This window comes from Streptococcus mitis (genome assembly GCF_005844455.1).
Taxonomy (GTDB): domain Bacteria; phylum Bacillota; class Bacilli; order Lactobacillales; family Streptococcaceae; genus Streptococcus; species Streptococcus mitis_BF.
The window spans coordinates 1-6,252 of the sequence record NZ_SPGF01000079.1 but is presented as its reverse complement, the minus strand read 5'-3'; the positions used below and the strand labels follow the sequence as shown (position 1 = coordinate 6,252).

The following is a 6,252-nucleotide window of genomic DNA, read 5'->3' as shown; positions in this document are numbered from 1 at the left end:
CTTGGTTTCAGAAGTTTCTCTTACCAACATTAAACACACCATCAGTTATTATTATGGATAATGCAAGATTCCATAGAGTGGGGAAGCTAAAGCTTTTATGCGAAGAGTTTGGGCATAAACTTTTACCTCTTCCTCCCTACTCGCCTGAGTACAATCCTATTGAGAAAACATGGGCTCATATCAAAAAGCACCTCAAAAAGGTATTACCAAGTTCCAATACTTTTTACGAGGCTCTTTTGTCTTGTTCTTGTTTCAATTGACTATATATGGGCAACTATACAAGTTGAGCTAATAAAAAATAATAATTTTTTAAGAAAATGATTGCATCCATAATATTTTTATGTTATACTCTTATTGTTTCAAGAAAGCGTGTTCAAGAAATAATTCGTACAAACATATATAGGAGTTTTTTATGTTTCAAAATAAACAAGATAAAGGATTTCGTTATTCTATTCGTAAATGTAGTGTTGGAGTATGTGGTGTTGCCATTGCAACATTTTTGCTAGGTTCTGGCCTTGTATTTCAAACAAATGTAGTAAAAGCAACAGAACCAAGCGTTGCTGCAGTTGCTGGTGAAAATATTGCTGCTCATAAGTCTGCAAGTCAGAGTTCGACTGCTTATGAGGGGGAGGCTTCTAGAGCAGTTGACGGTAATCGTGATAATGCCTGGGACAATCGTTCAGTTACTCATACAGATTTTCAAGATCATTCTTGGTGGAAAGTTGATCTAGCAAAAGAAGAAGGTGTGGGAACTGTTCGTATTTACAATCGTGGAGATGGGAATGTAGCAAATCGTTTATCTAATTTTGATGTTATTTTGTTGGATAAAGATGGTAAGGAAGTAACTCGTCAACACATTGATAGCTTAAACAATCAACCAACAATTGACGTTCAATTCGCTGGAGTTAATGCACGATATGTTAAAGTGGAGCTAAATAATTCAAAAACACCACTGAGCTTAGCAGAGGTAGAAGTGTATCGCTCTGCAAAAGAAAAAGCAGCGACTAACGCTAAACCTGAAAGCAAAGCAACAACAGACTTTACTGCAGAACTAAATAACTATTTATTTGGTTTAAATTACGATAAACTAAATATTTTAACTAGAAAAGGCGAAGCATTAGAAAATTATACTAATACAAGCACAAAACAACAAGGAAATGAGTTTGTGGTTGTGGAAAAAGTGAAGAAGAACCTTTCTAATGGTTCTGCTGATGTTGCCCTAAATGGTAACGGAGATATCTTCTTAGGTGCTTTATTTAAAGCAAATCAAGATCTCCTAGAAAATAAACCACAACAAATTAGCTTAGATCGTAGCAAAGGTAGAATTAGTGTTGATTTACCAGGAATGGTAGGCGGAGATAGCTATGTAGATGCTAGTCCAACTGCAAGTGGTATGCAGGAAGGTGTGAATACCTTGTTAAATCGTTGGTATGAAAAATATGCTGCGAAAAATCCTGCTCCAGCACGTATGCAGTACGCATCAACTTCTGCTTATAGCATGAATCAATTGAAAGCAAAATTCGGAAGTGACTTTGAAAAAGTCGGTGTTAATTTGAAAATTGACTTTGAGGCTGTGAACAAGGGTGAAAAACAAGTTGAAGTTGTTGATTTTAAACAAGTTTACTTTACTGCTAACTTTGATGCTCCAAAAAATCCATCAGATGTATTTGCCTCAGGAGTAACGGTTGATCAATTGAAAGCACGTGGAATTGATGAAAAAACACCTCCTGTATATGTATCTAGCGTTTCATACGGACGTCAAATGTATGTTAAGTTTGAAACAACAAGCAAGAGTACAGAGTTGAAAGCAGCAATCAATGCTGTTATCAAAGGAGTACCTATTAAACCAGAATCTGAATGGGCGCGTGTCTTGAAGGATACAACTGTAACAGTTTCAATCGTAGGCGGGAATGCTGATGGAGCTGCACATGTTGTGACAGGTAATGTAGAAGATTTGAAGAAGTTGATTCAAGAAGGAGCTACATTTAGTACACAAAATCCTGCTGTTCCAATTTCTTATAAGACTGCATTCTTGAAAGATAATCAAGTAGCCACAATTCAAAGTAATACAGACTACATTGAAACTAAAGTGACTTCATACAAAAATGGTTATCTCAATTTACAGCATAAGGGAGCTTATATCGCTCGTTACTATGTTTACTGGGATGAAGTAACTTATGATAAGGATGGAGTTGAAAGCATTCGCTCACGTCAATGGGAAGATAATGGTAAAAACAGAACAGCTGGCTTCCAAACTGAACTTCAATTTAAAGGAAATGTACGTAATATACGCGTGAAAATTCAAGAAAAAACAGGTCTTGTTTGGGAACCATGGCGTACAGTTTATAATCGCACAGACCTTCCTCTTGTTCAAAAACGTACAATTATTAACTCAGGTACAACACTAAGACCAAAATACGATGAAAAAGTTGAAAATAACTAATTTTTCACTTGTAAAAGGAATCAGTTCTAAGAGCTGGTTCTTTTTATTTCTAATACTCCTCCAAAATCAAAAATCAACAAAGACAATCAATTGAAACAAGAACAAGACAAAAGAGCCCATGTTTTCTCAATAGGATTGTACTCAGGTGAGTAGGGAGGAAGTGGTAACAGTTTATGCCCATACTCCTCACATAAGAGCTCTAGCTTACCCATTCTATGGAATCTTGCATTATCCATAATAATAACTGATGGTGTGTTTAATGTTGGTAAGAGAAACTTCTGAAACCAAGCTTCAAAAAAGTCGCTCGTCATCGTCTCTTCGTAGGTCATTGGAGCGATTAACTCACCATTTGTTAGCCCTGCAACCAAAGAAATCCTCTGATATCTTCTTCCAGATACTTTACCTCTTATTAACTGACCTTTTAATGAGCGACCATATTCTCGATAAAAATAAGTATCGAATCCTGTTTCATCAATATAAACAGGTGCTAAGTGCTTTAAACTATTAAAATTCTTAAGAAATAAAGCTACTTTTTCTGGGTCTTGTTCATAGTAGGTGTGGTTCTTTTTTTTCGAGTGTAGCCCATAGCTTTGAGAGCATAGTGGATAGTAGTTGGATGACAGTCAAATTCAGACGCTATTTCAGTCAAATAAGCATCCGGATGGTCATTAAGATAGTTTTTGAGTCTATCTCTATCAACTTTTCTTGGTTTTGTTCCTTTTGCTTGATGGTTTAGGCTCCCTGTTTTCTCTTTTAGCTTTAACCAGCCATAAATGGTATTACGTGAGATTTGGAAAACGTGTGATGCTTCTGTTATACTACCTGTTCGCTCACAATAAGAGAGAACTTTTTTACGAAAATCTATTGAATATGCCATGGTTGCTGAAATATTTCTATACATTAATTTGACTTTCCTAATCAATTTGTTCACATATTATTTCAATCTACTATAGCGTTCCAGTTTTATATTAAATCTAAAATCAGTATTTTGAATTGTAGAAAACAAGTCTTCTGGTCTGCTTTTTGACTTTTGTATTTTTTCCTAAACATGGAGTTTTGGGCCAGCCTTTTGAAGAAAAATTTTTAATGGGGTGAAAATTGGTAAATTTGAGCATAATATCTTGTAAAAAATTCTAAAATCCTATAAAATAAAAAGTGATGGAGGAGTTTATGAATGTAAATCAAATTGTACGGATTATTCCTACTTTAAAAGTTAATAATAGAAAATTAAATGAAACATTTTATATTGAAACCCTTGGAATGAAGGCCTTATTAGAAGAGTCAGCCTTTCTGTCACTAGGTGACCAAACGGGTCTTGAAAAGCTGGTTTTAGAAGAATCTCCCAGTATGCGTACTCGTAAGGTAGAGGGAATAAAAAAACTAGCCAGATTAGTTGTCAAGGTGGAAAATCCTTTAGAAATTGAAGGACTCTTATCTAAAACAGATTCGATTTATCGATTATATAAAGGTCAAAATGGCTACGCTTTTGAAATTTTTTCACCAGAAAATGATTTGATTTTGATTCATTCAGAAGATGACAGAGCAAGTCTAGTAGAAGTAGAAGAAAAACTTGAATTTCAAACAGATTTGGCATCAATTTCTTTAAGTGAATTTGAGATTTCTATGGAATTACATCTCCCAACTGATATCGAAAGTTTCTTGGAACTATCTGAAATTGGGGCATCACTTGATTTTATCCCAGCTCAGGGGCAAGATTTGACTGTGGACAATACGGTTACTTGGGACTTATCTATGCTCAAGTTTTTGGTCAATGAACTAGATATAGAAAGTCTTCGCCAGAAGTTTGATTCTACAGAATATTTTATTCCTAAGTCTGAAAAATTCTTCCTTGGTAAAGATAGAAATAATGTTGAATTGTGGTTTGAAGAAGTATGAAGTGGACCAAGATTATAAAAAAAATAGAAGAACAAATCGAGGCAGGGATTTATCCTGGAGCCTCTTTTGCGTATTTTAAGGACAATCAATGGACGGAGTTCTATATTGGCCAGAGTGACCCAGAGCATGGCTTGCAGACTGAGGCAGGACTAGTTTATGACCTAGCTAGTGTCAGTAAGATTGTTGGGGTTGGCACAGTTTTTACCTTCTTGTGGGATAAAGGTCAATTAGATATTGATAGACCGGTAACCGATTTTTTAGCTGAGAGTGATTATCCAGACATCACTATTCGCCAGCTCTTAACTCACGCTACAGACCTTGATCCTTTTATTCCCAATCGTGATCTTTTAACAGCTCCTGAATTAAAGGAAGCGATGTCTCATCTCAAGAGACGAAGTCAACCTGCCTTTCTTTATTCGGATGTTCATTTTTTACTGTTGGGCTTTATTTTGGAAAGAATCTTTAATCAAGACCTGGATGTGATTTTACAAGAACAAATCTGGAAACCTTGGGGAATGACGGAAACCCAGTTTGGGCCTGTTGGGCTTGCTGTTCCAACAGTTAGAGGTGTAGAGGCCGGTATGGTACATGATCCCAAGGCTCGTCTCCTGGGCAGACATGCAGGTAGTGCTGGTTTATTTTCGACTGTAAAGGATTTACAAATCTTTTTAGAACACTATTTAGAGGATGATTTTGCAAGAGACTTGAGTCAAAATTTTTCTCCTTTGGATGACAAGGAACGTTCTTTAGCATGGAATTTGGAGGGAGATTGGCTAGACCATACGGGCTATACAGGTACCTTTATCATGTGGAATCGTAAGAAGCAAGAAGCTGCTATTTTTCTATCGAATCGTACCTATGAAAAGGATGAACGTGCCCAGTGGATATTAGACCGCAATCAAGTGATGGACTTGATTCGTAAAGAAGGGTAAGGAGAGACATGTCAAATATTTTAAAAGGGACTTTACTAACAGTTGTGGCTGGTATTGCTTGGGGATTGTCAGGAACGAGTGGCCAATACCTGATGGCGCACGGAATTTCGGCTCTGGTTTTGACTAACTTACGACTTTTAATCGCTGGTGGGATTCTCATGCTCTTGGCTTATGCTACTGCAAAGGATAAAATGCTGGCCTTTTTAAAGGATAGAAAGAATCTGCTGTCTCTTCTCATTTTTTCTCTGATTGGTCTCTTCCTCAATCAATTTGCCTATCTAACTGCTATTCAGGAGACCAATGCAGGTACCGCGACAGTGCTTCAGTATGTTTGTCCTGTCGGGATTTTGATTTATAGCTGTATCAAGGATAAGGTGGCGCCGACACTGGGAGAGATTGTCTCTATCATATTAGCCATCGGAGGAACCTTCCTGATCGCAACACATGGGCAGTTGGACCAGTTATCCATTACACCTTCTGGCTTATTCTGGGGGCTCTTTTCTGCTCTGACTTACGCCCTTTATATTATTTTACCCATAGCCTTGATTAAGAAGTGGGGGAGTAGCTTGGCCATTGGTGTGGGAATGGTCATAGCTGGTTTGGTCGCCCTTCCTTTTACAGGGGTTCTACAGGCCAATATACCGACTAGTCTTGATTTTCTCCTTGCTTTTGCAGGTATTATCCTTATCGGGACTGTCTTTGCCTATACAGCCTTTCTAAAAGGAGTCAGTCTGATTGGGCCGGTCAAGTCAAGTTTGTTGGCTTCAATTGAGCCAATTTCGGCTGTTTTCTTTGCCTTCTTAATCATGAATGAACAATTTTATCCCATTGATTTTCTTGGTATGGCAATGATATTGTTTGCTGTAACTTTGATTTCGTTGAAAGATTTACTCTTAGAAAAATAATACTCAATTGTTTCCAAAAAGCAACTTTGTCCATTGTCTGCTGACAGTGGACTTTAAAACACTTTTTTCCAATCCT

At 37.0% G+C, this 6,252-nt stretch carries 6 protein-coding genes; 5 read left to right on the top strand and 1 reads right to left on the bottom strand.

All coding sequences use genetic code 11. The features are described from left to right. On the top strand, window positions 1–260 hold a 260-nt coding region (locus FGQ53_RS10815; protein ID WP_171019144.1), incomplete at its 5' end, for a transposase. A 152-nt stretch (window positions 261–412) separates the two neighbouring features. Beyond that, window positions 413–2,443, top strand: coding sequence for a thiol-activated cytolysin family protein (locus FGQ53_RS10810; RefSeq protein ID WP_138338733.1), 2,031 nt, complete (start codon window positions 413–415; stop codon window positions 2,441–2,443). 86 nt (window positions 2,444–2,529) lie between these two features. On the opposite strand, the gene FGQ53_RS10805 is transcribed toward FGQ53_RS10810, so the two are convergent. Then, window positions 2,530–3,320, bottom strand: a protein-coding gene (locus FGQ53_RS10805; RefSeq protein ID WP_229090372.1) for an IS630 family transposase whose coding sequence is annotated in 2 segments (ribosomal slippage) — window positions 2,530–3,002 and window positions 3,002–3,320 — 792 coding nt in all. Because the reading frame shifts where the segments join, the coding sequence is not laid out codon by codon here. A 293-nt stretch (window positions 3,321–3,613) separates the two neighbouring features. Here FGQ53_RS10805 and FGQ53_RS10800 point away from each other — a divergent pair. The 3 genes from FGQ53_RS10800 to FGQ53_RS10790 are packed head-to-tail and all read left to right on the top strand — an operon-like array spanning window position 3,614 to window position 6,176. Beyond that, the gene (locus FGQ53_RS10800) at window positions 3,614–4,339 is read left to right on the top strand and encodes a CppA N-terminal domain-containing protein (protein WP_138338730.1); all 726 of its coding nucleotides are present in this window, start codon (window positions 3,614–3,616) and stop codon (window positions 4,337–4,339) included. Next, window positions 4,336–5,271 carry a serine hydrolase domain-containing protein gene (locus FGQ53_RS10795; RefSeq protein WP_138338727.1) on the top strand — a complete coding sequence of 312 codons (936 nt, stop codon included), beginning with the start codon at window positions 4,336–4,338 and terminating at the stop codon, window positions 5,269–5,271. Before FGQ53_RS10800 ends, FGQ53_RS10795 begins: the two co-directional genes overlap by 4 nt. Before the next feature lie 8 nt (window positions 5,272–5,279). Beyond that, window positions 5,280–6,176 (top strand): DMT family transporter, encoded by an 897-nt coding sequence (locus FGQ53_RS10790; RefSeq protein WP_138338724.1) that lies wholly within the window; start codon window positions 5,280–5,282, stop codon window positions 6,174–6,176. Window positions 6,177–6,252: the final 76 nt, after the last annotated feature.